The organism is Halapricum desulfuricans (genome assembly GCF_017094525.1).
GTDB lineage: Archaea > Halobacteriota > Halobacteria > Halobacteriales > Haloarculaceae > Halapricum > Halapricum desulfuricans.
Window position 1 is genome coordinate 1,158,639 of sequence record NZ_CP064788.1, and the last position, 23,906, is coordinate 1,182,544.

A 23,906-nucleotide genomic window follows, 5' to 3' on the forward strand; every position below is an offset into this window, starting at 1 on the left:
AATCCGACCCCCGTCCGTTGTCGTATGGCTAATCCGATCCCCGATAGCATCGAACAGTTCGCACGCGTCGTCGGCCCGGACGGCGACGAGGTACTCGCCGAGATGGACGCGTACGCCGACCGCGAGGGCTTTCCGACGGTCGGCCCCGCCGTCGGCGGGTGGCTCGAACTGCTCGCGCGCATGGTCGGGGCCGAACGGGTCTTCGAGTTCGGGTCGGGGTACGGCTACTCCGCCTACTGGTTCTGTCGGGCGCTTCCCGACGACGGCGAGATCGTCCTCACCGAGATCGACGAGGACGAACTCGAACTGGCACGCGAGTACCTCGACCGCGGGGACTTCGGGGCGAGTGCGCACTTCGAGTTGGGCGATGCGATCGAAACGATCAACTCATACGACGGCCCCTTCGATGTGGTGTTGATCGACAACGAGAAACACCGATACAGAGAGGCCTTCGAAGCCGTCCGAGAGAGGGTCGCTCCCGGCGGGGTCGTCGTGGCGGACAACGCCGTCGCCGGGAGCACGATCGACCACGAGGATGTCCGACGACTGCTCGAGGGCGAGTCCATCAACGCGACCGGTCCGACCGAGGGAATCGCCGACTACCTGTCGGCCGTCCGGGCAGATCCCGACTTCCAGACGACGCTGTTGCCCGTCGGTGAGGGCGTCGCAGTGAGCTACCGGACTGCCTGATACTGCCGGCTGTAAGTTCGTAAAGATATTCGCCACCCCGGGGTGGCGAATTCCTTCAGTTTGTTACAGCCGACAGTATGAGTTTACCCACGAGTGAACTCTGGGGTTCACACGGTCACAGACCGTGTAGCCCACGGTTGGGTGTTCCGAACTCACAGTGGAATGCTGACGACTGCCACAGCCACCCGCGAGCCACGGCCGTTTCGAACTGCCCCATTTATCGTTTGTTTAGGTTTCAGACAGCTTCCGGCAAATATCGATGATTTAATTGAGAGGCGTGGTCAAGCACGGCTGAAACATGAGTAATTCAAGCGCAGGACGCGAAACGTGGGCGACACGCATCGGATTCATCCTCGCGGCGGTCGGAAGCGCCGTGGGGCTCGGCAACATCTGGCGGTTTCCGTTCCAGGTCGGTCAGAATGGCGGTGCAGCGTTCGTCATCATGTATCTCGCGTTCGTCGTGCTCATCGGGTTCCCGGCGATGATGGTCGAGTTCGTCGTCGGGCGCAAGACGGGACTGAACGCCGTCGGTGGAATCCGGGAGTTCGCTGGCGGCCGGTGGAAATATCTCGGTGGACTGTTCGTGTTCATCGGGTTCGTGATCCTCTCGTATTACAGCGTCGTCGGTGGCTGGGTCCTCCGGTACGTCCTCGGGAGCGCGACGGGCCGCTACATGGCACAGGGTCCGGGCGAATACTTCGGTCAGATCTCGGTCGGGATGGACGCGTTGCTGGCCCACGCGGTGTTCATGCTGCTCGTTATCGGCATCGTCGCGCTCGGCGTCAAGCGTGGGATCGAAATCGCCGTGAAGATCATGGTCCCCGCGATCATCGCCATCTTCGCCGTCCTCGCGGTCTATGCGTTCACCCTTTCGGGAGCCGGCGAGGCCTACAGTTACTATCTCTCTCCTGACCTGGGATACCTCCTCGACAACTGGCAGAGTATCGTCCCGGCCGCGGCCGGGCAGGGCTTCTTCACGCTCTCGCTCGGGATGGGCGTGATGATCACCTACGCCTCGTATCTCTCCGAGGACGAGAACCTCGCGATCGACGGCGGGACAGTCGTCGTGTTCAATACTGGGATCTCGATTCTAACTGGACTGATCGTCTTCCCGATCCTCTTTACGGCCGGTGTCGATCCGGCGGCTCCTGGTCCAGGCGCGATCTTCGTGAGCGTCGCCGAGGCACTCGGTGACCTCCAGTTCGGCCGTCTCATTGGGGTCCTGTTTTTCACTACGGTTGCTATCGCTGCACTCTCCTCGGCGATCAGCCTGATTGAGGTCGTCGTCTCCTACGCGATCGACGAGTTCGGGATCGCTCGTGAACGGGCGACGGTTTTCATCGGGACCGCGATCTTCCTCCTTGGCGCGCCCGTCACGATCGATATCGTCATGGTCGACCTGTACGATATCTTCGCCGCTCAGATCCTGCTGGTACTGGGTGGTATCCTGCTCGTTACCGCAGTCGCCTGGATCTATGCTGACAAGGCGATTGACGAACTCGGTAAAGGTGTCAAATCGTTCTCCGGCCTCGACAAAGTCTGGCTGTGGATCGTCCGGATCCCGGTCCTCGTCGTGCTGCTCGTCTCGTTGTACCTGGGCATCGACGGCTTCATTGAGTTCTTACAGGGCGACTTCGCCGAGTTCCTGAACTCGCTGTAACGTCGTTTTCCCGTCTTTTTCGGTCCAGAAGCAGTCTGCACCAGTGCGATCTGTGGAGCGCTCACGTCCCAACGGTCTGAAACGATCGGTGGGTAACGCGCACGGCCCGTCCGATCTGAAAAGGAGACGCCAACCGTAACCTACACCGTACCCGATCGATAACGGACACCAACAGCACACAGCAATGTCGGACGACCACCTGACTTCGGAGAAAGACGCGTCCCTCCGGAGCGCGGAAGTGACCGAAGGCGTCGACCGTGCGCCACACCGGTCGCTGTTTCGCGCCGCGGGGCTGAGCGACGAAGAGATCCACAACCCACACATCGGGATCGCCAACTCCTGGAACGAGATCGTGCCCGGCCACGTCCACCTCGACGAGTTGGCCGAGTACGTCAAGGAGGGCGTCCGCGAGGCCGGCGGGACGCCACTGGAGTTCAACACGATCGCCGTCGATGACGGGATCGCGATGGGTCACGAGGGGATGCGGTCCTCGCTGCCCTCCAGAGAGGTGATCGCCGATTCCGTCGAGCTGATGGCCAACGCCCACCAGTTCGACGGGATCGTCGCGCTCGCGTCCTGCGACAAGATCGTCCCCGGAATGCTGATGGCGATCGCCCGGCTGGACATCCCGGCGATCGTCGTCACCGGCGGCCACATGGAGGCCGGCGAGCACGACGGCGATCCCGTCGATCTGGTCGACGTCTTCGAGGGCGTCAGCCAGCACGCCGAGGGGGAGATGGACGACGACGAGCTCTACCAGCTCGAGTGTACGGCCTGTCCCGGCGAGGGGTCCTGTGCGGGGATGTTCACCGCGAACACGATGGCCTGCGTCACGGAGACGCTCGGGCTGTCTTGGACCGAGTGCGCGACCTACGGGGCGACCGACGATCGAAAGCGCGACATCGCCTACGAGAGCGGCAAGCGGATCCTCGATCTCGTCGAGAGAGACGTCCGCCCCTCGGCGTTTCTCACGCGCGAGAGCTTCGAGAACGCCGTCACCGTCGATCTCGCGCTCGGCGGATCGACCAACACGATGCTCCACCTGCCGGCGATCGCACAGGAGGCCGGACTTGACCTGACGCTGACCGACTTCGAGGAGATCGCCGAACGGACCCCCCATCTCGCGCATATGAGTCCTGCCGGTCCCTGGCGGATGGAGCACCTGCGCGACGACGGTGGCCTCCCCGCGCTGTACCACCGGATCGACGACCTGCTCCATCTCGACACGCCGACGGTCGACGGCCGGACGATCGGCGGTCGGATGGCCGATCGCCAGCCCGGCGGGCGAGTCATCCGCGACCGGGACGATCCCGTCCACGAGGAGGGAGGACTCGCAGTCCTCCGTGGGAACCTCGCACCGGAGGGATCGGTCGTCAAGGCCGGCGCGATGGAGCCCTCGATGCGCCAGTTCGAGGGCTCCGCCAGGGTCTACGAGTCCCAGCGCGCGATGCTCGACGCCTACGACGCGGGCGAGATCGAGCAGGGCGACGTGGTCGTGATCCGCTACGAGGGGCCGAAAGGCGGGCCGGGCATGCCCGAGATGCTCGAGCCGACCTCGAAGATCAGCGGCTCGCCCGCGCTCTCGGGCGAGGTTGCCCTGCTGACTGACGGCCGCTTCTCCGGTGGCACCCGCGGCGCGGCGATCGGGCATATCAGTCCGGAGGCGGCCGCGGGCGGGCCGATCGCGCTGGTCGAGGACGGCGACACGATCCGGATCGACGTCGATGCGGGCGAGTTGACGCTCGACGTTTCCCCGGACGGACTACGGGCTCGCGCAGCCGACTGGGAGCCGCCGGCGATCGACGCGAATGGCGTCATCGAGCGGTTCGCCGCGCTTGCGACCAGCGCCGCGACCGGCGGCGTCCTCGAAGCGCCGGAGCTGGCCGCCCCGGAGATTCGACTCGAGGAGTCGTCCAGTCGCACCGCGACAGGCGACGACTGAGGCGGAATCGTACGTCTGTTCCGCAGCGATACCGCCCTGCGTGGGCAGCCGGAGCGGGAGGTCAGCTCAATCGTCGAACGAGATCCGCTTCACGCGCCCAGGGACAGAGCGGTACTCCCAGATGTGGCCGCCGTCGCGGGCGGGCTTGACGCGATCGACCTGTTCGAGCCCCTGCTTGACACACTCCCACCAGGCCGATTCGGAGTCGTAGCCGGCGGGGAACTCTTCGTAGAGCGCGTCGACGAAGTCGCTTCGTTTGGCCGATTCGAGGTCGCGCAGCAGCGCGAGCGCGGCCCCGACGGCTCGCCGTCGCCGCTCGATCAGTTCGTCGTCGTACCCGGGGACCTCGATCGCGTCGAGGTCGGCGATGTCCTCGCCGACGCGGCGGTCGTCGTCGATCGCCGTCTGTGAACTGTAGTCGATGCCGGAGCCGACGCCGTCGCCGAGTCGCTCGCGGGTCTGTGCGACCGCCCGGCGCGCGATCTCGTTGAAACGGTTCGCCTCCACGCTCGAGAGTGCATCGGCGTTGTCGGCCACGGTGTCGTCCTCGACCCGGGCGACGTCCGGCGCGAGGTTCGTCCCCATGACCGTCGCGAGGTCGCCGGGATCGGGCGGGTCGGCCTCGACCTCGCGGTCGATCGGCGGCGTTTCGACGTTCTCGAGATCCATCTCCTCGGCCCGCTCGGCGTAGGTGGCCAGCAACGCGGCCCGCTCGTCGTCACCGTCGATCGCGAACCGGCGGCTGACGATCCACTCGAGGTACGCCTCTCGCGTTTCGAACCCGAGCAAGTCCGCCTCGACGGCCAGCCCGCGAGCGGTCGCTTCCGACACGTCCAACTCGAACGTGGGCATTCGATATCCGATACAGGTCTGGCGGTGATAAAACCACTTCCTCCGCGCGACCGGTCTTACTCCCCGCCCTGCGTTTTCGAACTGATCAGCCGTCGCTGTGGCCGCAACTTCTTTCATCGCCTCCGACCCATCTACTGGTATGGACGCAGACGACCTCCTGAAAATCGTCCTCGCGCTCGTCGTCGTATGGCTCCTCCTGGAAATCGTCGGCGAGTTCCTCAACATCCTCGCCTGGTTGCTCGGGCCGTTTCAGCCGCTGCTCGCCCTGGTGATCGTCGTGTTGATCGTCCTGTGGCTGCTCGATCGCCTGTAGGACCACGACGCTTATTCACGCCGGTCGCCAACTCGAACCCGTGTACAGTCTGAACGTCCCGCCGCCGTCGGCAGTGACGCGACTGGCAAGCGACCTCGCACGGGACGTACCGCGTGCGCGTGCCCGTCAGCGGGGCGAGCACACGCTGGTCTGCAAGCGACTCGGCGACGGCGACGGGGCTCGGCTGGCCGCGCGTGCCCGCGAAGCGCTCTCCGGTGTCGCGCCGTTCGAACTCCGGGTATCGGGAATCGATCTGTTCGAGACGCCGTCGTCCGGTCCCGGCCCCGTCATCTACCTCGACGTCGAGAGCCCGGGACTGCAGCGGCTCCACGAACGACTCTGTGCGGCCTTCGATCCCGTCGCGGGGATCGAGGCCGACGGGTACACGCCACACGTGACGATCGCCCGCGGGGGTGAACTGACGAGCGCACGCCGGCTCGCACGCCGGGAGATCGACCCGATCCGGTGGACTGCCGATCGACTCTCAGTCTGGGACAGTCATCGGTCGGTGCCAGTCAGGGAGTTTTCGCTCCCGCTGTGATAGTGACCGTTGTACCGATTTACCGGTACGATTTTCAAAGCCGGTCTCGCTCGGCCGACAACGACTCGTCGGTCGGTTCGGACGGGACGGGCCGGCGGCCGACGCTACCGCCTTCCTTGATGATGTTGAGGGCCGTCAGCAGGTCCGAACGGGTGAGCAACCCGACGAACTCCCCGTCGTCGTAGACGAGCAACCGCCCGATGTTGTTTCGCTGGAGGCGCTCCATCGCCTCCATGGCGCTGGCGGTCGGCCCGATGGTCTCCAGATCGGTCGTCATGATCTCCTCAACGCGGTAGGCTTCGCGTTCGATATCCCGCACTGCGCGGGCGTCTTCGAGCGTGACCAGCCCGACGATCTCGTCGTTGTGTTCGACCGGATAGCCGGTGTGTCGCTCGCGGAACATCTGCTCGACCAGCTCGGCGACGCTGTCCCCGGCGTCGACGGTCTGGACGCGATCGGCCGTCGTCATGATATCGCGGACCTCGAACCCTTCGAAGGCAGCTTTCATCATCGTCTGCTGGGCCTCGCCCGAGGCACCGAGATAGATGAAGAAGGCGATCGCGACCAGGAACAGGCTCCCCGGGCCGAACAGCCCGAACAGCCCCAGCAGGATCGCGAACACCTTGCCGACCTCCGCGGCGATCTTCGTCGCCCGGGCGTAGCCGCGAGTGCGCGCGAGCAGCGCGCGCAGGACTCGTCCGCCGTCCATCGGAAAGCCGGGAAGCATGTTGAACACGGCCAGCGCGACGTTCATCAGCGCGAGATAGCCCAGCAGGAACTTCCCGGAAGCCAGCGCGACACTGCTGCTTGCGGGCACCGCCAGAAACGCCAGATAGGAGAGGACGCCGAGCGCGACGCTGACAATGGGGCCGGCGAGCGCGATGAGGAGTTCGTGACGCCAGTCTTCGGGCATCTCGTCGAGCTGTGCGATGCCGCCGAACAGCCACAGCGTGATCGAGGAGATCGGATAGCCGTACCGGATCGCGACCAGCGAGTGGCCGAGTTCGTGCAGGACGACACCGACGAAAAGCCCCGTCGCGGCCGCCAGACCGAGGACCCACCGAATCACGTCTCCTTCGAGGGGTTCGATCGGCAATCCGGCACCCCACACGTCGTTCAACACGGCGGCTGTCTCGCCGACCTGCACGCCGATGATCCAGGCGAAAAGCGGCAGGACGATCAGAAAGGTCAGATCCAGCTGAATCGGGATCCCGAACGCGCTGCCGATCCGGAAACGTGGCATACCTGACTGTAGTCGGGGGAGCACCTTAAGCCCGGTTGCCCGTGCGCGCCGACAGGATATCCATCGAAAACCGTGAACTAGAATCATCGTTACAGATGAAAATACCACTATAGAAACTATTTTGGCACGGATGCTGCTAAAGCAGGTAGAGGCAACATATGTCAGAAACAGACGCGATCGATCCAAACGGCGAGCGCTGGGCCGACCCGAGCGCGCTTGGGCTGGCTCCGCTGGTGGGTATCAACCTCGCGTTCGCGGGGGACTTCCTGGGCTGGTGGGGATCGGGTGCGGCCCCGCTGATCGCGGTCGTCGGGTTCGTCGGCGGCCTGCTCCAGTTGCTGACCGGCGTGCTGTCGCTCAAGCGCGGCGACGCCGCCGGCGGGACGCTGATGGGAACGTTCGGGATGTTGTTCATGTGGGGTCCCGGCTTCATGCTCGTCGCGAACGAGATCGGACTCGCGGGCGGGCTGAATCCCTTCTTCGGGACGTGGTCGCTGTTCCTGGGCGCGCTGCTCGGGATGTGGTCGCTGGCGCTGTTGCAGAAGCCGTGGTTCGAGTTCCTGATCGGGCCGCTGGGCTTTCTCGCGCTCGGGTCGGCCGGGATGCACGACCTTGGACTGCTCCCGGCCGTGATCCCCGGCATCGGCTTCCTCGCGCTGCTGGGCTGGGGGGCGTACATGCTGGCGCACGCGCTGGCCGCGGCGAGCGGGCTGTCGATCCCGCTGGGCCGGCCGGCGATGGAACTGTTCGTCGGTCGTTCGGAAGACGTCGCGCCGACGCAGGCCTCACGGAGCGATTGACTGGACTGTGTTCGTCGTTCGATGGGGTCCCCGGTGGGGGACGCGTCACTCGGAGACGATCTCTTCGAGGACGATCCGGGTCGCCTCGTAGTCCTCGATGACGGCACCCCAGCCGCCGACTTCGACGGTTTCCGCGTCAGTTTCGATCGTGATCGTGGCCTGACCGCCCAGATAGAGGAAGGGGGCGTCTGTCCCCGCGGCTTCCAGACTCGGGTACGTGACGTCGACGATTTCGCCCTCGAAGGAGACGGTCGATCCGGATTCGACTTCGATGCCCTCGACAGTGACCGACACCGTCGCGCCGTCCTCGAGCAGCGGCCAGATGTCCCGGATACACTGGCGGATGTTGACGTACGACCGCGGGAGCGAGTCGTCGCCGTCCTCGAGCAGCGGTTCCGTCGACTCCCAGAGTCCGGCCATGAAAAACCAGTGGAAGACGTACGCGTGGGTCCGGTCCTCCACGATGACCCCGTAGCGATTTGCGGAGAGGACGTGCGGGGCAAAGCACGTCGAGGTCCGATCGACGAGCGCGATGAACGGCATCGGGATCGACCGGTATCGCACCTGCGTTGCGACGTCGTTCAACGCGTCCTCCGAAGGGAGTGCCTCGTCGTCTTCGAGACACAGCGCGAGCTTGATGTGGACGCCGTTGTCGTGGGCCGCCTCGAGCGCCGGACGGAGACGCTCGTACTGCTCGCGGTCGGCGGCGACCTGGACCTGGTTTTCCGCCTCTCTGATTTTCGTCTCGGCTTTGTCCAGTACCGTGTCCATCCGCTTGACGAAACTCACCGTGTGTGTGTCCATCGTCGGTGCTTCCCACCGGTCTTCGATCTCATCGGCCGCCTGCTCGAACCGGTCCGCACGCTTGCGGAGATCATCGAGCACTGATTCGGGACTGTACGCCCTGGCGTGGAGACTGTCCTGCTCGTAGGTCTCGATGTACCCGTGTTTTTCGAGGTCCCGGAGGACGTCGTAGATCCGTGGATCGGGAACGTCGCTTTTCTCGGCGATGTCGGTCGCTGACGCCGAACCGAGCTCGAGGATCGTCACGTACGCGTCGGCCTGATACGGGGAGAGACCGGCGTCCTCAAGTACTGTCGTCAGCGTCGAGGTTTCCATTGTCATTTCGGTCGTGTGTCGCGCCTGTAAACTGTCCGTTTCGATATCTGTTCGTGCGTCGTCATCGGTCTTTTTCAGGTTGTGGCCACTGCGGGAACTTCGGTTCGGCGATCCGCCGTACCTCTTCGTCGGTCAACTCGAGATCGACGGCGGCGACGTTCTCCTCGAGATGGTCGATCCGTCGGGGCCCGATGATCGGCGCGGTGACCACGTCCTGTTCGAGCAGCCACGCCAGGCTGACCTGCGCCGGCGTCGCGTCTCTCTCCTCGGCGATCGCCCGGATCTCCTCCAGCACGTCCCAGTTCTCCTCGGTGAACCGGTTGCGGGTGTATTCGTCGGTCGCCGCCCGCAGGTCTTCGTCCGGGTCGGCGTCGCGCTCGTACTTGCCGGTGAGAAAACCGCCGGCCAGCGGCGACCACGGGATCACGCCGATGTCCTCCTCGGCACAGATCGGAAGCAGGTTCGCTTCCTCGTGTCGATCGACGGCGTTGTACTCCGGCTGCATCGAGACGAACCGTTCGTAGCCCTCGATGTCGGCAGTGTACAGCGCCTTCGAGAACTGCCAGCCGGCCATCGTCGAGGCACCGATATACCGGACGATCCCCTCGTCGACGAGGTGGGTCAGCGCCGATAGCGTCTCCTCGATCGGCGTGTTCTCGTCCCAGCGGTGGATCTGATAGAGGTCGATGTAATCGACGCCGAGCCGGTCCAGACTGGCGTGGGCCTGATCGATGATGTGCTTGCGCGAGAGCCCTTGTCCGTTGGGACCGTCGTGCATCTCCCCGAAGACCTTCGTCGCGATCACCAGCTCGTCTCGGCGATGGCTGGCGATGGCCTCGCCGACGATTTCCTCGCTCTCACCTGTCGAGTAAACGTTCGCCGTGTCCAAAACGTTGATCCCCAGGTCGATCGCCCGGTCGATGATCTCGAAACTCCGCTCGCGGTCGTCGATCATCCACTCGGCCTCGCTCCCGAAGTTCATACACCCGAGAGCCAGCCGGGACACTTCCAGTCCCGTCGATCCGAGTGTCGTATATGGTACCACGTCACTGTCCATGATCATATGTTTTAATCGACGTTGTAAAAATCTACTGCGAACGTACCGATCGAACGAGTTCCGAGAATGACACGACTGTCGGAGCAGTGCTCGCAGGTTCGAGCGAGGCGCTCGTCGGTGCAGCGTTCGAAAGGGTGTGGTGGGGGGGGGGGGTGGGGTGGCCCGTGAGGGCACCCCAGTAGAGAGAACGTCGTCACGGCGGGGTGCCCACGGGCTATCAGCATATACAACCCTGATTGTAAAAAACCGTTTCGATATCGGACGCGACGGCTACGGCCGGCGCGTCCAGACGACGGCCTCGCCGTTGTCGAGCGCGACGCCGTCCAGGTCGGGCTCAACACCGGGCGCGGTCAGGGCAGGCTCCCAGTCCGAGTCGGGTATCGACTCGTCCAGCGCCGTCGGTTCGACGGTCGCTTCGGGGCCTTCCATGTTGCCCACGAACAGGATCTGTTCGTCACCGTCGGGCGATTCCCGGAAGCCGTAGTAGACGACCGTGCCGTCGACGGGATGGACGTAGTCGAAGACCTCCTCGCCGTCGACGTCGATATCCCCGCGGAGCCACGGCCGATCCTGGCGGAACTGTCGGACGCGATGGGTGAACTCGGCGCGGTCGTCGTCGAGCGTGTCCAGCCAGTGGGTGAGGTTCGCGAACTCGTTGACGTCGGCCATCCAGGCCTCGCCGAAGCGTTCGAGGTCCGCCGGCGTCACCGTCTCGCCGTCGAGGGGCGATCCCAGCGCCTCGATGGTCGCCGCCATGTCCGCCAGATCCCAGTCGGTGGCCTCGCCGACGTCGTGCAGGACGTGGACAAAGTGATCGAGGTCGTCACGCTCGTCGATCCCCATTCCTTTCAACCGGCCGAAGAACTGGCCGTCGTCGTACAGTTCGGCGGGGACGTGCCAATCGAGGAAGTTGTCCTCTTCGGCGACGACCTTGACGTTCCACTCGTCGTCGGTGTCGCGCATGAACGACCACGGCGCGTGGGCGTTGGCGTTGAGAAAGTCCATCGGGACGCCCGGCAGCAGGCAGTGCAACAGCATGTTCGTCGAGGGCTGGTCGTAGGCCTCGTCGATGATCTCTGGGCCGTCATCCCCGAGGTAGGGGTTGATCGGGTCTTCCTCCCACCCCTTCGGTAGGGGCTGTTGAGTCCCTCGCCGGAGCGTGTCGTGGTTGGCGACGCCGGTGATCCAGTTTTCCCCGAAGTCCGCGACCTCGAAGACGCGCCACCACTTGCTCGCCCAGAAGGTCAGCAGCGCGGGCTTGTTGTGCGCGAACGTGATCGGCGACCACTGGAAGCTGTGGGGGTGTTGTTGGATAAGTTCCCGGTAGGTCGAAGCCAGTTCCCAGTCCCCGCGGGGCCATGGTCGGCCGTCCTCGTAGATCATCCACGGCCGGTATTCGGTCCCGCCGACTTCCTGTGTGACTTCGTCCATCTCCGCGAGGAACTCGTCATCGTGGAACAGCTCGTCCGAGTCGGGATCGTAGTACTTGAAGTCCTGTGCGCCGTCGACGCGGATCCCGTCGGCACCGAAGTCCATCTTCCGGCGCTGTAGATCGAGCACGCTCGCCCGGACGACCGGGTGCTGGTAGTCCAGTTCGAGGCCGTACATCCCCGGCCCCTCGATGAACCCCTCGTCGAGCAGCTCGTCGGCCCGGCCCTCGGCGTGGCCCAGCGCGATGTCGAAGACGATCCGGATCGGGTCGGGCAAGTTGTGACACGCGGCGATGAAATCGACCAGTTCGTGCGGTCGGCCCGTCTCCAGGATTGCGGGATTGGGGGCCGAGAACGCCCGGATGACGACGTCGTATCCCCAGTTGATCAGGTCGGGCTGTTCGGCGACGAGCTCGACCGTCTCGCCGCCATCGAGCGCGGCGCGATCGCCCTCGACCGACCAGAAGTCGTGGTTCTCGCGGTGTTCGGTGATCGGCTCGATCGGCATCAGCTGGATGGCGTCATAGCCCACGTGGATCCGCTCGCCAGCGTCCAGCTCCTCGCCGTCTCGGAGTTTCTCACCGATTTGCTCGTACCGGCGCGCGAGCCCGTCAAGTGAGCCGTTTTCGGTTGCCGTCCCGGGATGAATCTCGACCATGCTCGTCGCCGGATCGACCCGGGGGAGCCCGTCGTCTTCGGTCGTGGGGATCGGCTCCCCGTCGGTGCCGAGAGCCTTGAAGTACTCCCGGTCGTCGCGCTCGGCGTCGAGCGCCTCGAGGTCGATCAACTCCGCCGGTCCGAACACGCCGAACGGCACCGAGTACGCCATCGGATCCTGAACGGTGTGCCACTCGCCGTCCTCGCGGTAGACGAGTTGGTAGAGCGAGCCGAACTGCTCGCGCGTCCCCGGAGCCATCCCCTCGACGACGGCCCAGTGATATTCGCCTTCCCGGTTGATGGGCAATCGACCCCGACGGACCTCGATCCGCTGTTGATCGACGCCGTCCTCGAAGACGCGGACGTCCTCTGTCGGCGTCAGCACCTCCAGATACACGTCCTCGCTGGGGACGCCGGCCTCGACGATCCCCGGCGTCCAGAACCCGATCTCGGTGCGACCGTCCTCGTAGTGTGCGCCCAGCCGGGTGACGATCTCTTTGGCCGCCTCGAAATCGTCCTCGTGGCGATCACGGCAGTCCCGATGCCACTCACAGAGCGCTTCCGTGGCGTCTTCCAGCAGGCTGACTTCGGTGCTCATGTTGGTACAACTCTTGTTGTACTCGATGTCGGCCACCAGCATAAAATCCGGGGGGCGACCTGTCACCTCGAATACGGTATGTCACCACACCCGTTGTAAAGAATTTTATTCCGGGAACGACAACAGTGCAGCATGAACGCGAGCGAGCAGGAGTTGCCGGTCGACGCGTGGCCCCCGGACGATCCGGTCGAGACGCTCCGGACGTTCCTGGTGGACCGGTACGCCGACCGCCCGGACGCGGTTCGTGAACGGATCGACGAACAGTTGCCCGCCCTCTGGCGGGCCTACACCGAGGTCTACGGCGACGACCGCGAGGCGGTCGCGTGGCTGCTCGAAGCAGTCGAGGCAGCGGTCGAGGCCTTCGAGGAGCGACCCGGGCGGCTGCGCTCGCTGGACCGTTCGCGCGCCGGCGTCGACGACTGGTTCCAGGGACCCGGGGAAGTCGGCTACATGTGTTACGTCGACCTGTTCGCGGGCGATCTGGAAGGCGTCCGCGAGAAGATCCCCTATCTGAAGGAGCTCGGTGTGACCTACCTCCATCTCATGCCGCTGCTGGAACCCCGGGAAGGGCGCAACGACGGGGGATACGCCGTCAAGGACTACCGCTCGGTCGATCCCGGCCTGGGCACGATGGACGACCTGCGCGAACTGGCCGCCGACCTGCACGATGCGGGAATCAAACTGGCGCTAGATTTCGTAATGAACCACACTGCCCGCGAACACGAGTGGGCACAGGCCGCGATGGACGGCGACGAGCGCTTCGAGGACTTCTATCTCACCTTCGAGGACCGCGAACTCCCCGACCAGTACGAGCAGACGCTCCCGGAGGTGTTCCCCGACTTCGCGCCGGGGAACTTCACCTACGTCGACGACCTGGAACAGTGGGTCTGGACGAGCTTCTACGACTTCCAGTGGGACCTCGATTACACGAACCCGGACGTGTTCGTCCAGATGTTCCGCGAGATGGCGTTTCTCGCGAACGTGGGAACCGACGTGCTTCGACTCGACGCCGTCCCCTTTCTCTGGAAAGAACTGGGGACTGACTGCCGGAACCTCGAGGAGGCCCACTGGATCCTGCGGGCCTACCGGGCGCTGATGCGCATCGCCGCGCCGGGCGTGCTCTTCAAAGCCGAGGCCATCGTCGCACCCGAGGAGACGATTAGATACCTCGGGACGGGCGGCTACGAGGGCGAGGAATGTGACATCGCCTACAACGCGCCGCTGATGGCACACCTCTGGCACGCGCTGGCCAGCGAGAACACCCGACTGCTGGAGCAGGCCCTCGAATCGCTACCGTCGACGCCCGAAGAGGCATCGTGGCTCAACTACGTCCGGTGTCACGACGATATCGGCTGGGGGCTGGCCGACGAGGACGTCCGCGCCGTCGGGCAGGACCCGACGAGCACGCGCAAGTTCTGCTCGGACTTCTACGCGGGCGATCACCCCGACAGCTACGCCGAGGGCTATCGCTTCCAGGAGGAGCCGACCGGCGTCGCCCGCACGTCCGGGACGGCGGCGGCGCTGACGGGCCTGCAGAAGGCCCGCGTCGAGAGCGATTCCGAAGCCATCGATACGGCAGTCCAGCGCTATCTGCTCATGCACCAGGCCGCGTTCGTCATGCAAGGGATGCCGTTGCTGTACAGCGGCGACGAACTCGCCCAGCTCAACGACTTCTCGTATCTGAACAACCCGATCAAAGCCGAGGACAACCGCTGGGTGCACCGCTCGCCCATGGACTGGGACGCCGCCGAGCGCCGCACGCTTGAGGGATCTGTTGAACAGCGGGTCTTCGACGGGATCGGGCGCCTGTCGGAGGTCCGGGAGGGTCGGACGGCGCTACACCACCGCGGCGAGGAAATCGTCCACGATGTGGCTGACGATTCGGTGTTCGTCGTCGAGCGCGCTCACGACGGCGAGCACGTGCTCGCGCTTTCGAACTTCTCCGGGGAATCGCGGGCGGTCGCCCTCGAAGACCTCCCCGAGCCCTGGACCGGCGGTAGTTACCACGAGATCCTCCGCGACGAGACTGCCCGCTACCCCGACGGTCGGATCTTCCTGGAACCGTACGGCTATCGCTGGCTCGAGCCGACCGACGCCGAACCGAGCGAGGGCGTGACGACTCGTGTCGAGATCGACGTCGAGGCCGAATACGGCGAGCAGCTGTTCCTGACCGGCGACCACGAGGCGCTGGGCAACTGGGACGTCGAGTCGGCCGTGCCGCTGTCCGGCGAGGACTATCCGACCTGGCGGGGCGAGTTCGATCTCCCCGAGGGGACCTACGTCGAGTTCGAGTGGCTGAAAAAGCGCGACGGCGAACCGATCGAGTGGTCCGGACATCGCTACGTCACGAAAGCCGGGTGGGACACCGCCTGGCGACTGGCGTGACCGGGCAGCCGGGAACGTGTCTCCGGCCCGCCCCGGATACCCCGCCGCGACCCACCGACATATCCGTCTCGCGTCCGAAAGACGGGCATGGCAACGTACAAGCGGTCGGTCCGCGTCGAGGCCCCGTTCGAGGACGTCTGGGAGTTTCACGCGACCGGTGACGGGCTGGTCGCGCTCACGCCGGGATGGATGCACCTCCGGATCGAGTCCGAACGCGGGCCAGACGGCGAGCCCGATCCCGAGGCCCTCGAAACGGGCTCGACGGTCGTTTCGACGATCCGGCCGTTCGGCGTCGGTCCGCGCCAGCGGTGGGTCTCCGACATCGTCGCCCGCGAGCGCGAGGACGACTACGCGATGTTCCGCGACGAGATGGCCGAGGGACCGTTCCCGCGATGGGTCCACACCCATTCGTTCTATCGGGACGACGGGGCGACGGTCGTCCGTGATTTCGTCGAGTACGACCTGCCCGGCGGGCCGGCCGGACGCGTCGCGAACCCGCTGGCGTGGATCGGTCTCGAACCGATGTTCCGATATCGTCACCGGAAGACGAAGGAACTGCTCGAAGAGTCATAACGAAACGGTGAACCACTCGGCGACCGAGGCCCGACTGTGGACAGTGACGCTCCGCCCGTGCCGCCGCTGGCCGCGCTCGCCGTCGCCGTCGTCGCGGTCAGTACCAGCGCCATCCTGATCCGCTGGAGTCACGCGCCCTCATCGGTCGCGGCCTTCTATCGCGTGTTGTTCACGACGGTGCTGCTTGCCCCCTTTGCGGTCGTTCGCTACCGCCAGCAGTTCGCGCACCTCTCGACGCGCGACTGGCTGGTCGCCGTCGCCTCCGGGCTGGCGCTCGCCGCACACTTCGCCGCCTGGTTCGAGAGCCTCGCGTGGACCAGCGTCGCCGCCTCGGTCACGCTCGTCCAGACCCAGCCGGTGTTCGTCGCGGTCGGTGCTGTCTGGCTGCTCGGCGAGCGCCTGAACCGGCCGATGGCCCTCGGCATCGCTGTCGCCCTGGTCGGGAGCGTCCTCCTGTCGGTCGGCGACTTCCTCTCCGGGGGTGCGTTCGCCGGCGCGAATCCGCTCTATGGCAACACGCTCGCACTGCTCGGAGCGCTCGCTGCTGCGGGGTACGTCCTCGCCGGACGGTCGCTCCGTCAGCGACTGCCGCTGGTCCCGTACGTGATCGTCGTCTACACCGTCAGCGCCGCGGGACTGCTCGCCTGGACCGTCGGGCAGGGCGCGTCGCTCGGCCCGTATCCGCCCCGGGAGTGGCTGCTCTTTCTCGGGATGGCGGTCGGCCCGGGCATCTTCGGGCACACAGTCGTCAACTGGGCGCTCGCGCACGTCGAATCGAGCGTCGTCAGCGTGACCCTGGTCGGTGAACCCGTTGGGAGCACGCTCCTGGCGCTGGTGTTGCTCGGCGAGGTCCCGGCCGCGATGACGGCCGTCGGCGGCGGCGTCGTGCTCGCCGGGATCGTCCTGACGGCGCGGTCGCGACCGAGTCCGGGCTAGTTCTGGTCGCCGGACGGAACCGCAAACCATCTCCGACCACAGCGCGACAGGTGAATGATGACGGAGTACGACGCCGTCCTGCTGGATCTGGACGGGACTCTCTGTGAATATACCCGCGGGACCGAACAGCTCCTGCCGGCCGCCTTCGAACGCGTCGGCGTCGAGCCGATGTTCGCCCCCGAGGCGTACGTCGAGCGCGTCGACAGCTACGCCGACCGGGCCGACTCGATGCTCGAACGCCGACGGCTGTGTTTCGCCGATCTGGCCGCGGAGCACGGCTACGATCGACAGATCGGTCGCGAGGTCGCCGACGCGTACGCGGCCGAGCGCGACCACAGCAACGTCCGGTTTCTGGACGGCGCGGCCGAGGCCGTCGAACAGCTTGCCGAGCGCTATCCGCTCGCGATGGTGACCAACGGCGGCCCGGACATGCAGGACCCGAAACTCGAGACGCTCGGCCTCGAACGGTATCTCGATTCCCTCGTCTACGCCGGCTACGAGGGCCCCGCCAAGCCCGATCCGGAGCCGTTCGAGCGCGCGCTCGATGCGCTCGGTGTGTCCGCCGACCGCGCGGTCTACGTCGGCAACAACTACGAGACGGACGTGCTCGGAGCGGCGTCAGCGGACCTCTCGTCGATACTGGTCGGCGAGCCACCCGCAAGCGGCCCGGTCGAACCGATATCGACGGTCTCGACGCCCGGGGAGATACCGCGGGCGCTCGAAGGGCCGTCGTCGGACCGACGATAACGCCGTCGTCGCCGTTATTTGACCGCGACGATTGCACACCGGAGGACTCGCGAGGACACCGGACGATTCACACGGCTCAACTTCCGAGCCCTCGCTCGCTCCACTCGCGAGGACGCCGGACGATTCACACGGCTCAACTTCCGAGCCCTCGCTCGCTCCACTCGCGAGGACGCCGGACGATTCACACGGCTCAACTTCCGAGCCCTCGCTCGCTCCACTCGCGAGGACGCCGGACGATTCACACGGCTCAACTTCCGAGCCCTCGCTCGCTCCACTCGCGAGGACGCCGCCGTGCAATCGATGCGGAACAGTCCGTATCAGTGGCGGTCTCACCCATTTTCGATCTCCAACAACCGTTCTTCGAGGTCTGACATGGCTCTCTCGGGGGACTTCTCGTTGCGATAGGCGGCGTGGACCTCTTCGGCGATGATCGGGCTCTGGTCGGACCAGATGGTCGTCACCGGGCGCGCGACCGTGTTCTCGGCTGCGACGGCCAGCGTGTCGAGGTGGTTCCCGATCGCGCCGACGTTGTCGGGGTTCGCCTGCTCCGTGACGGCCGGGTCCGGCGGCAGGTGGCCGACGTTCTCAAGAATTGTCAGCATCACGTCCTCGCTGGCAAAGGCCTCCAGCAGCTTGATGGCGTCGCCCAGTCGATCGCTGTGAGGATTGACGGAGAGGTGCCACCCGTTGAATGCGTGACTCGACCCGCCGGTGCCCTCGTAGTTGCCCTCGCCCTTTTCGACAGCGTAGGGCAGCGGCATCGTCCCGTACGTGTCGGCGGTGATCGGGGAGTCATCGTAACCGACCGTCGCCTCGATCGCATATGGCCAGTTGCGCATGAAGACCGCGTCCCCACTCGCGAACGGCCCACGCGCGTCTTCTTCGTCGAACTCGAAGACGTCCGTGTTCGTGACCTGCTGGTACCCGTCAAGTGCGTTCTCGGCGCCGGGGCCCGCAACGAACGATCGCATCATCCGGATCGTGTCGTGGACCGGCTCTTCGTTGACGGTGACTGGCCGGTCTCCGACTGGTCCGAAGAGGTTGTCGTGGTCGCCGAAGTACGCGCCGCCCCACGAGGTCATCGTCTCGCTGAACGTACAGCAGGACAGCCCGATGTATTCGTCCGCCTGGGTCGTGAACCCGTACTCGACGCCGCTCTGCTCCCAGACGTCGGCGGCGATCTCCGAGAAGCGCTGCCAGGTCATCGGCTCGGTCGCCCAGTTCTCGCCCTCGGGATCGTAGCCCGCATCCTCGACGAGGTCCTTCCGGTAGTGCATCACCGGGTAGTCCGTGAACATCGGGAGACCGTAGAGGTCGCCCGTCTCGGGATCGCTCGCCGTCTGGACCGCCGAGTCCAGGTAGTCGTTCTGGACGTAATCAAGCGTCTCCTGGGACAACTCCTCGCTCAGGTTGACGAGCTGATCGCGGACGATGAACGGGATCGTCCATCCCGAGTCCATCATGAAAATGTCCGGACCGCTCTGACCGGCATCCAGCGCCGATATATAAGTACTCCTTCTTTCGCCGTAGGAACCCGTAGTCTCAGTCGATCACATCGGATTAGAGGAAGTGTCTGCTTGGGTATGGTGTGAAGCCTACCGAAGCAGACAGCGAGATAGAGGAAGAGCACCTGCTTAATTTTGTCGTCAACAGTCTTGATGAGGAACTGGCAATAGATCTCGGCGAGAACGTCGAAGTCACCACGGAGAAACTATACGAGGTCCTCGCCGGCGCCAGCGCCGGCGGGACCTCGATCAATCACGTCTGTGAATCGACCGCTGACTCACCGCACGCTAACACCGTTCGGGGACATCTCACAGACCAGTTCGACCTTGATATTGTTGAGGCGGTTGGAGACACGCTCTTGCAACGAGATGCGCTTGAGACACTGCCGGATCGACCGGTGGAGGTCGTCGCCGACCTCCACCTCGATCCCTACTACGGTGACGAAGACGAGACAGAAGCGCTGTACTTCTCGGAGGCGAAACGGGGAACAACGACGTTTCACGCGTATGCGACGCTCTACGCGCGGGTACGTAACAAGCGGTACACGCTGGCGGTGCGCCAGCTTGTCGCTGGCGACACCACCAGCGATGTCCTCACTGAGTTTCTCGAACTCCTCGACGGCCTTGACCTCGGCGTCAAGGCCGTCTACCTCGATCGCGGTTTCTACAACAGCACCTGTCTCGGACTGCTGTACGCGCACAACTACGCCTACGTGATGCCGATCGTCGAGTGGGGCGAGACGATTCAACATGAGCTCAGCACAGGCTGGAGCCGCGAGATCGAACACAATCTCGCCGGCGAAGTGACCTTCCCCGTGTTCATCGACTGCGTCTACCAACAGGGACGATACGACGAACACGGGGTGGCGCGTCACGGCTACGCCGCTGACGCGCCGTTTATCGACACGCCACGGGATGCGCGAGAACACTACAGCAAGCGCTTCGGCATCGAGTCCAGCTACCGCTTAGCCAGACAGAGCCTCGCGTTCACCAGTTCTCAGGACGCTGGACTACGGCTGGTGATGTTTGTCGTGAGTCTGCTGCTCCAGAACAGCTGGCGGTATCTCCACTGGAAGTACGTGGCGGCGCCCCGCCGCGGGGGGCGCCGCCTCTGGAACTGGCCGTTCACGGAGTTCTGTGAGATGGTGCTGCGGGCCGCTTGGACAGCGCTCGGTGTGCGCAGGGCTGTTCCAGCGAACCAGTCACTCGACGACCGGTTCTTCCGGTAGCTGTCCACTGGTCTGGACAGCGATCGTGAGTGGCGACACTGTCGCGTCGGCGGCGGTCCGCCGCCGACAGCGACTCCTCATCACCGAGACTCACCGTTCGTCCTACTTCGAGACAGTCCAAGCACAGACCAAACAGATTCAGCGCTTACTGAACGGGATTATGCGGCTGTCGATGTGATCGACTGAGTCTCGAACTCGATGTCGACGTCCTCGCTGAGACCGGCGTCGTATAGCGCGTTGGCGATTGCTTCTTCAGCGTCCTTGTATGCTCGATCGGCTATGATCCGCACGGCCGCACTTTCCGGGGTCCTGTCGTCTTCCGTCGCTGTCGGCGTTGTCTCTTCTGTCGTCGTTTCAGTTTGCCGGCGGTCACCAGCTGGCTGGTCTTCCCCGTCGTCGAGCAGCGTCGACGAACACCCGGCCACGAGTGAAGCTGACCCGACCCCGAGCAGGAAGCGGCGTCGTTCCATACACTGATATGCTCAGCGATAAAATAAATTTTTTGCGCCCAAATCGAGTGCTGTTGTGCCTGCGCTCACGTTCACCGCAACCTCGAACCGGCCGGCCTGACCTGCCGATTGTCACGGCACTCACGAGCACTGTTTGTCCGGTGAAACTGGTAATCCGGCCGGTGGTTCACTCCTGCTGTGCGTCGACGACGGCCACGCCGGCGAGGTTGACGACGTCTTTGACCTCGTCGCCGCGCTGGATGATGTGGACCGGCTTGTCCATCCCGACGAGCATGGGGCCGATCGCCTCGGCCCCGCCGAGCCGCTGGAGGAGCTTGTACCCGATGTTACCCGCTTCGAGGTTCGGGAAGACCAGCACGTTCGCCGGCTCGTCGAGCTCAGAGAACTCGTAGCTCTCGGTGAGCATCTCCTCGACGAGCGCCGTGTCGGCCTGCATCTCCCCGTCGACGGGGAAGTCGACGCTCGGGTCCGACCGCAGTCGCTCGGCCGCGCGGCGCGGGACGGCGGCACCCTCGGTGTCGACGCTCCCGAAGTCCGAGTACGACAGCAGCGCGGCCCGGGGCTCGACGTTGAACCGCCGGGCGAGTTCGGCGGTGTGGCAGGTCACTTCCGCAAGCACGTCCGCGTCGGGTTCGACGTTGACCGTCGCGTCGGCACAGAAGACGACGCGGTTCTTGAACGTCAGCATGTACACGCCGGCGGCGTACTCGGCGTTGGGCGCGGTGCCGACGACCTCGAGCGGCGGGCGCAGCGCCGACGGGTAGTGGTGAGTGAGGCCAGTCAGAAGCGCGTCGGCCTCGTCCATCTCCACGAGGACGCTCCCGAGGTAGTCGCCGTTTCGAACCAGTTCCGCGGCCTCCCGGCGGGTGACGCCCTTGCGCTGGCGCTGCTCGTAGAGCCACTCCGCATAGCGGTCAAGATCCGCCACGGCCGGATCGAGCACGTCCGGCTCGAACGACAGTCCCAGGGTCTCGACGACGGCGTCGATCCGGTCACGGTCGCCGATCAACAGCGGGCGGGCGATCCCCTGATCGACGAGCTGGTAGGCCGCGCGGATCATCTTCTCGTCGCCACCTTCCGCGAGCACGACGCGTTTGGGGTCGCTTTTGGCCTTGTTCAACACGACGCGCATCATCTCGCGGGACTTGCCTAGCCGCCCCTCCAGTCGTTCGACGTACTGGTCCAGGTCCAGTTCCGTCCGGGCACATCCAGACTCGATGGCCGCTTCGGCGACGGCCGGCGTCACCTCGAAGAGAACACGGGGATCAAGCGGTTTGGGGATGATGTACTCCGGACCGAACTGTAGCGGTTCGTCGCCGTAGGCCTTGACGACGGCGTCGGGAACGTCCTGTCGCGCGAGGTCGGCCAGCGCCCGTGCGGCCGCGATCTTCATCGCTTCGTTGATCTCTCTCGCACGCACGTCGAGCGCGCCCCGGAAGATGAAGGGGAACCCGAGCACGTTGTTGACCTGATTGGGGTAGTCCGAGCGACCGGTCGCCATGATGACCGTGTCGTCGCGTGCGACCTTCGCCTCCTCGTAGCCGATCTCGGGATCGGGGTTGGCCATCGCAAAGACGATCGGGTTCGAGGCCATCGATCGGATCATCTCCTGGTCGACGATCCCGCCGACCGACAGCCCCACGAACACGTCCGCCCCCTCCATCGCGTCGGCCAGATCGCCCTCCGGACGGTCGCTGGCGAACTCCCGTTTGAAGCGGTTGACTTCATCCGCTCGCGATTCGGTGATGATTCCGGCGGAGTCACACATCGTGATGTTCTCCCGTTCGATTCCGAGCGAGACGTAAAAGCGCGCGCTGGCGATCGCGCTCGCACCGGCCCCCGAGAAGACGACCTCCAGTTCGTCGAGGTCTTTGCCCGCCAGTTCCGCGGCGTTGAGCAGCGCCGCACCGGAGATGATCGCCGTCCCGTGCTGGTCGTCGTGAAAGACCGGGATGTCCAGTCGCTCGCGCAGGCGTGACTCGACCTCGAAACACTCCGGGGCCTTGATGTCCTCGAGGTTGATCCCGCCGAAGGTCGGCTCCATCGCCGCGATCGCCTGCACCATCCCGTCGGGGTCGTCGGCGTCCAGCTCCAGATCGAAGACGTCGATGTCGGCAAAGCGCTTGAACAGCACGCCCTTCCCTTCCATGACGGGCTTTGATGCCTGCGGTCCGATGTCGCCGAGACCGAGCGTCGCGCTGCCGTCCGAGACCACGCCCACGAGGTTTCCCTTCGCGGTATACTCGAAAACCGAACTCGGCGCGTCCCGGATCTCCCGGCAGGGGGCTGCGACGCCCGGCGAGTATGCCAGCGAGAGATCGCGCTGGGTGTTGGTCGGTTTGGTCGTCTCGATCGCGATCTTGCCGGGCGGATCCCGGCGGTGGTAGTCGAGTGCGTCCTCTTCGAGTCCCATAGACCATGGCTGTCAGCCGCGAGTAAAAACCTAGGCCACCGTGCCGGGTAGTGTTCAGATTAGTTGATTCCATGCGAAGGCGAACGATCGAAGCCAGTCGTCGGCTGTTTCTGCTTCGGCGTTGCTGAAACAGTTTGAGAACGAGGAGGTTCGTTGTTTTACCTCACGGAAGACACGTTCGACACTATTCCGATTTCCATGACGTTCGTATCTGAAATCGAGGCCGTGTCGTGAGCAGGCGTCTTTCAGCGAGAGCGATCCATCGATGAGAAACACGGCGTTCTCGACGTCGTGTTTCTCGCGAAGTTCGGTGAAGAAAGCGTGTGCTATCACCTTGTTTGTTGTCGGATCAAGCTTTGTGTGGAGTAATTCGTTGGTTTCGGGATCGACAGCAGCGTACAGCCAGTAGTTCTCATCGTTGAGTCGGATCACGGTCTCATCAACCGCAACGTGATCCGGTGATCGGCCAGACTCTGGCTGTAGATCGGCTTTGTGAACCCAATTATGGATGGTAGATCGCGCTCGTTCGACACCGAATATCTCAAGAATTGAAACTGTATTCGAAAGCGATAATCCAGACAGATGTAGCTGAATACCCAGCTTCATCAGCAGTCGCGGTGTCGCTTCTCGTTCAACAAACTCTAAGTCGATCTGGTCGATACTACCGCTGAGGCGTGTGTTTTCGGGCATGGACACTCAGAAAACACACCGCCTCACTATTCATCCTTATCTGAACACCGCCGTCA

20 protein-coding genes and 1 pseudogene are annotated in these 23,906 nt (G+C 64.5%); 12 read left to right on the top strand and 9 right to left on the bottom strand.

What is annotated here, in order from left to right; genetic code table 11:
- Nucleotides 1-24 precede the first annotated feature (24 nt).
- The 3 genes from HSR122_RS06000 to ilvD all read left to right on the top strand — a co-directional run bounded on the left by HSR122_RS06000 (nucleotide 25) and on the right by ilvD (nucleotide 4,292).
- Nucleotides 25-690 (top strand): O-methyltransferase, encoded by a 666-nt coding sequence (locus HSR122_RS06000; RefSeq protein ID WP_229111884.1) that lies wholly within the window; start codon nucleotides 25-27, stop codon nucleotides 688-690.
- A gap of 298 nt (nucleotides 691-988) precedes the next feature.
- Complete coding sequence (locus tag HSR122_RS06005; RefSeq protein WP_229111886.1) at nucleotides 989-2,350, top strand: sodium-dependent transporter; 1,362 nt, start codon at nucleotides 989-991, stop codon at nucleotides 2,348-2,350.
- A gap of 184 nt (nucleotides 2,351-2,534) precedes the next feature.
- Nucleotides 2,535-4,292 (top strand): dihydroxy-acid dehydratase, encoded by a 1,758-nt coding sequence (ilvD, locus tag HSR122_RS06010; RefSeq protein ID WP_229111887.1) that lies wholly within the window; start codon nucleotides 2,535-2,537, stop codon nucleotides 4,290-4,292.
- Nucleotides 4,293-4,358: 66 nt separating this feature from the next.
- Here the strand turns inward: ilvD and HSR122_RS06015 are convergent, their stop codons facing one another.
- On the bottom strand, nucleotides 4,359-5,144 hold the full coding sequence (locus HSR122_RS06015; protein WP_229111888.1) for a hypothetical protein: 786 nt from the start codon (nucleotides 5,142-5,144) through the stop codon (nucleotides 4,359-4,361).
- 139 nt (nucleotides 5,145-5,283) lie between these two features.
- Between HSR122_RS06015 and HSR122_RS06020 the strand changes: the two genes are divergently transcribed.
- On the top strand, nucleotides 5,284-5,457 hold the full coding sequence (locus HSR122_RS06020; protein WP_229111889.1) for a DUF7554 family protein: 174 nt from the start codon (nucleotides 5,284-5,286) through the stop codon (nucleotides 5,455-5,457).
- Between the two features lie 40 nt (nucleotides 5,458-5,497).
- Nucleotides 5,498-5,998 (top strand): 2'-5' RNA ligase family protein, encoded by a 501-nt coding sequence (locus HSR122_RS06025; RefSeq protein ID WP_229111890.1) that lies wholly within the window; start codon nucleotides 5,498-5,500, stop codon nucleotides 5,996-5,998.
- 34 nt (nucleotides 5,999-6,032) lie between these two features.
- On the opposite strand, the gene HSR122_RS06030 is transcribed toward HSR122_RS06025, so the two are convergent.
- Complete coding sequence (locus tag HSR122_RS06030) at nucleotides 6,033-7,241, bottom strand: CBS domain-containing protein (protein ID WP_229111891.1); 1,209 nt, start codon at nucleotides 7,239-7,241, stop codon at nucleotides 6,033-6,035.
- Between the two features lie 158 nt (nucleotides 7,242-7,399).
- Between HSR122_RS06030 and HSR122_RS06035 the strand changes: the two genes are divergently transcribed.
- Complete coding sequence (locus tag HSR122_RS06035) at nucleotides 7,400-8,041, top strand: acetate uptake transporter family protein (RefSeq protein WP_229111892.1); 642 nt, start codon at nucleotides 7,400-7,402, stop codon at nucleotides 8,039-8,041.
- A gap of 45 nt (nucleotides 8,042-8,086) precedes the next feature.
- On the opposite strand, the gene HSR122_RS06040 is transcribed toward HSR122_RS06035, so the two are convergent.
- From HSR122_RS06040 to gghA, 3 genes are all read right to left on the bottom strand, one after another.
- Entirely contained in the window at nucleotides 8,087-9,160 is a 1,074-nt protein-coding gene (locus tag HSR122_RS06040; RefSeq protein WP_229111893.1) for a TrmB family transcriptional regulator, read from the bottom strand.
- Between the two features lie 61 nt (nucleotides 9,161-9,221).
- On the bottom strand, nucleotides 9,222-10,217 hold the full coding sequence (locus tag HSR122_RS06045; protein WP_229111894.1) for an aldo/keto reductase: 996 nt from the start codon (nucleotides 10,215-10,217) through the stop codon (nucleotides 9,222-9,224).
- A 270-nt stretch (nucleotides 10,218-10,487) separates the two neighbouring features.
- A complete protein-coding gene (gene gghA / locus HSR122_RS06050) occupies nucleotides 10,488-12,902 on the bottom strand; it encodes a glucosylglycerol hydrolase (protein ID WP_229111895.1) in 2,415 nt (804 codons plus the stop codon).
- 132 nt (nucleotides 12,903-13,034) lie between these two features.
- On the opposite strand from gghA, the gene HSR122_RS06055 reads away from it, so the two are divergent.
- The 4 genes from HSR122_RS06055 to HSR122_RS06070 all read left to right on the top strand — a co-directional run bounded on the left by HSR122_RS06055 (nucleotide 13,035) and on the right by HSR122_RS06070 (nucleotide 17,543).
- Entirely contained in the window at nucleotides 13,035-15,287 is a 2,253-nt protein-coding gene (locus HSR122_RS06055) for an alpha-amylase family glycosyl hydrolase (RefSeq protein WP_229111896.1), read from the top strand.
- Between the two features lie 87 nt (nucleotides 15,288-15,374).
- Complete coding sequence (locus HSR122_RS06060; protein WP_229111897.1) at nucleotides 15,375-15,860, top strand: SRPBCC family protein; 486 nt, start codon at nucleotides 15,375-15,377, stop codon at nucleotides 15,858-15,860.
- 36 nt (nucleotides 15,861-15,896) lie between these two features.
- A complete protein-coding gene (locus tag HSR122_RS06065; protein ID WP_229111898.1) occupies nucleotides 15,897-16,796 on the top strand; it encodes a DMT family transporter in 900 nt (299 codons plus the stop codon).
- 57 nt (nucleotides 16,797-16,853) lie between these two features.
- Complete coding sequence (locus tag HSR122_RS06070) at nucleotides 16,854-17,543, top strand: HAD family hydrolase (RefSeq protein ID WP_229111899.1); 690 nt, start codon at nucleotides 16,854-16,856, stop codon at nucleotides 17,541-17,543.
- 329 nt (nucleotides 17,544-17,872) lie between these two features.
- Here the strand turns inward: HSR122_RS06070 and HSR122_RS06075 are convergent.
- Nucleotides 17,873-19,069, bottom strand: a pseudogene (locus HSR122_RS06075) (extracellular solute-binding protein); the annotation flags it as partial.
- A 62-nt stretch (nucleotides 19,070-19,131) separates the two neighbouring features.
- Here HSR122_RS06075 and HSR122_RS06080 point away from each other — a divergent pair.
- Nucleotides 19,132-20,277 (top strand): ISH3 family transposase, encoded by a 1,146-nt coding sequence (locus tag HSR122_RS06080; protein ID WP_229111900.1) that lies wholly within the window; start codon nucleotides 19,132-19,134, stop codon nucleotides 20,275-20,277.
- Nucleotides 20,278-20,302: 25 nt separating this feature from the next.
- A complete protein-coding gene (locus tag HSR122_RS06085) occupies nucleotides 20,303-20,455 on the top strand; it encodes a hypothetical protein (RefSeq protein ID WP_229111901.1) in 153 nt (50 codons plus the stop codon).
- Here HSR122_RS06085 and HSR122_RS06090 read toward each other — a convergent pair.
- The 3 genes from HSR122_RS06090 to HSR122_RS06100 all read right to left on the bottom strand — a co-directional run bounded on the left by HSR122_RS06090 (nucleotide 20,436) and on the right by HSR122_RS06100 (nucleotide 23,850).
- Nucleotides 20,436-20,747, bottom strand: coding sequence for a hypothetical protein (locus tag HSR122_RS06090; protein ID WP_229111902.1), 312 nt, complete (start codon nucleotides 20,745-20,747; stop codon nucleotides 20,436-20,438). The genes HSR122_RS06085 and HSR122_RS06090 overlap by 20 nt on opposite strands.
- Before the next feature lie 166 nt (nucleotides 20,748-20,913).
- Nucleotides 20,914-23,160 (bottom strand): NADP-dependent malic enzyme, encoded by a 2,247-nt coding sequence (locus tag HSR122_RS06095; protein WP_229111903.1) that lies wholly within the window; start codon nucleotides 23,158-23,160, stop codon nucleotides 20,914-20,916.
- Between the two features lie 54 nt (nucleotides 23,161-23,214).
- Nucleotides 23,215-23,850: an IS6 family transposase gene (locus HSR122_RS06100; protein ID WP_229111904.1), complete on the bottom strand. Its 636-nt coding sequence runs from the start codon at nucleotides 23,848-23,850 to the stop codon at nucleotides 23,215-23,217.
- Nucleotides 23,851-23,906: the final 56 nt, after the last annotated feature.

What these genes read in the sequence shown, in the direction of transcription:
- HSR122_RS06000 (WP_229111884.1), top strand. Translation starts at nt 25, where the DNA reads ATGGCTAATCCGATCCCCGATAGCATCGAACAGTTCGCACGCGTCGTC.
- HSR122_RS06005 (WP_229111886.1), top strand. Translation starts at nt 989, where the DNA reads ATGAGTAATTCAAGCGCAGGACGCGAAACGTGGGCGACACGCATCGGA.
- ilvD (WP_229111887.1), top strand. Translation starts at nt 2,535, where the DNA reads ATGTCGGACGACCACCTGACTTCGGAGAAAGACGCGTCCCTCCGGAGC.
- HSR122_RS06015 (WP_229111888.1), bottom strand. Translation starts at nt 5,144, where the DNA reads ATGCCCACGTTCGAGTTGGACGTGTCGGAAGCGACCGCTCGCGGGCTG.
- HSR122_RS06020 (WP_229111889.1), top strand. Translation starts at nt 5,284, where the DNA reads ATGGACGCAGACGACCTCCTGAAAATCGTCCTCGCGCTCGTCGTCGTA.
- HSR122_RS06030 (WP_229111891.1), bottom strand. Translation starts at nt 7,241, where the DNA reads ATGCCACGTTTCCGGATCGGCAGCGCGTTCGGGATCCCGATTCAGCTG.
- HSR122_RS06035 (WP_229111892.1), top strand. Translation starts at nt 7,400, where the DNA reads ATGTCAGAAACAGACGCGATCGATCCAAACGGCGAGCGCTGGGCCGAC.
- HSR122_RS06040 (WP_229111893.1), bottom strand. Translation starts at nt 9,160, where the DNA reads ATGGAAACCTCGACGCTGACGACAGTACTTGAGGACGCCGGTCTCTCC.
- HSR122_RS06045 (WP_229111894.1), bottom strand. Translation starts at nt 10,217, where the DNA reads ATGGACAGTGACGTGGTACCATATACGACACTCGGATCGACGGGACTG.
- gghA (WP_229111895.1), bottom strand. Translation starts at nt 12,902, where the DNA reads ATGAGCACCGAAGTCAGCCTGCTGGAAGACGCCACGGAAGCGCTCTGT.
- HSR122_RS06055 (WP_229111896.1), top strand. Translation starts at nt 13,035, where the DNA reads ATGAACGCGAGCGAGCAGGAGTTGCCGGTCGACGCGTGGCCCCCGGAC.
- HSR122_RS06060 (WP_229111897.1), top strand. Translation starts at nt 15,375, where the DNA reads ATGGCAACGTACAAGCGGTCGGTCCGCGTCGAGGCCCCGTTCGAGGAC.
- HSR122_RS06070 (WP_229111899.1), top strand. Translation starts at nt 16,854, where the DNA reads ATGACGGAGTACGACGCCGTCCTGCTGGATCTGGACGGGACTCTCTGT.
- HSR122_RS06090 (WP_229111902.1), bottom strand. Translation starts at nt 20,747, where the DNA reads ATGGAACGACGCCGCTTCCTGCTCGGGGTCGGGTCAGCTTCACTCGTG.
- HSR122_RS06095 (WP_229111903.1), bottom strand. Translation starts at nt 23,160, where the DNA reads ATGGGACTCGAAGAGGACGCACTCGACTACCACCGCCGGGATCCGCCC.
- HSR122_RS06100 (WP_229111904.1), bottom strand. Translation starts at nt 23,850, where the DNA reads ATGCCCGAAAACACACGCCTCAGCGGTAGTATCGACCAGATCGACTTA.